General features: G+C 72.8%; 1 protein-coding gene. It reads left to right on the top strand.

Features of this window, described 5'->3' with window-relative positions:
- Positions 1 to 228, top strand: a 228-nt coding sequence (locus tag H926_RS29450) for a glycosyltransferase (protein ID WP_043610758.1), incomplete at both ends; no start/stop codon positions are given.

Below are 228 nucleotides of genomic sequence, written 5' to 3'. Positions count from 1 at the left end.
GAAGCCGCTGGAGGCGATGGCCCAGGGCAAGCTGGTGGCGGCGAGCAACGTGGGTGGGCATCGCGAACTGATCGCTGACGGGCAGACCGGCACGCTGTTTGCGCCCGACGATCCGGCCGCGCTGGCCCAGGCCATGGTGGCGCTGTTCGCCCGCCGCGCGCAATGGGACGCGCAGCGCGCCGTGGCCCGCCGCTTTGTGGAAACCGCGCACGATTGGGCCGCCAACGC

This window comes from Novosphingobium sp. B-7 (assembly GCF_000410615.1).
Lineage (GTDB): Bacteria > Pseudomonadota > Alphaproteobacteria > Sphingomonadales > Sphingomonadaceae > Novosphingobium > Novosphingobium capsulatum.
Note: the sequence above shows the minus strand (reverse complement) of the source record. Positions and strands in the feature narration are given on the sequence as shown.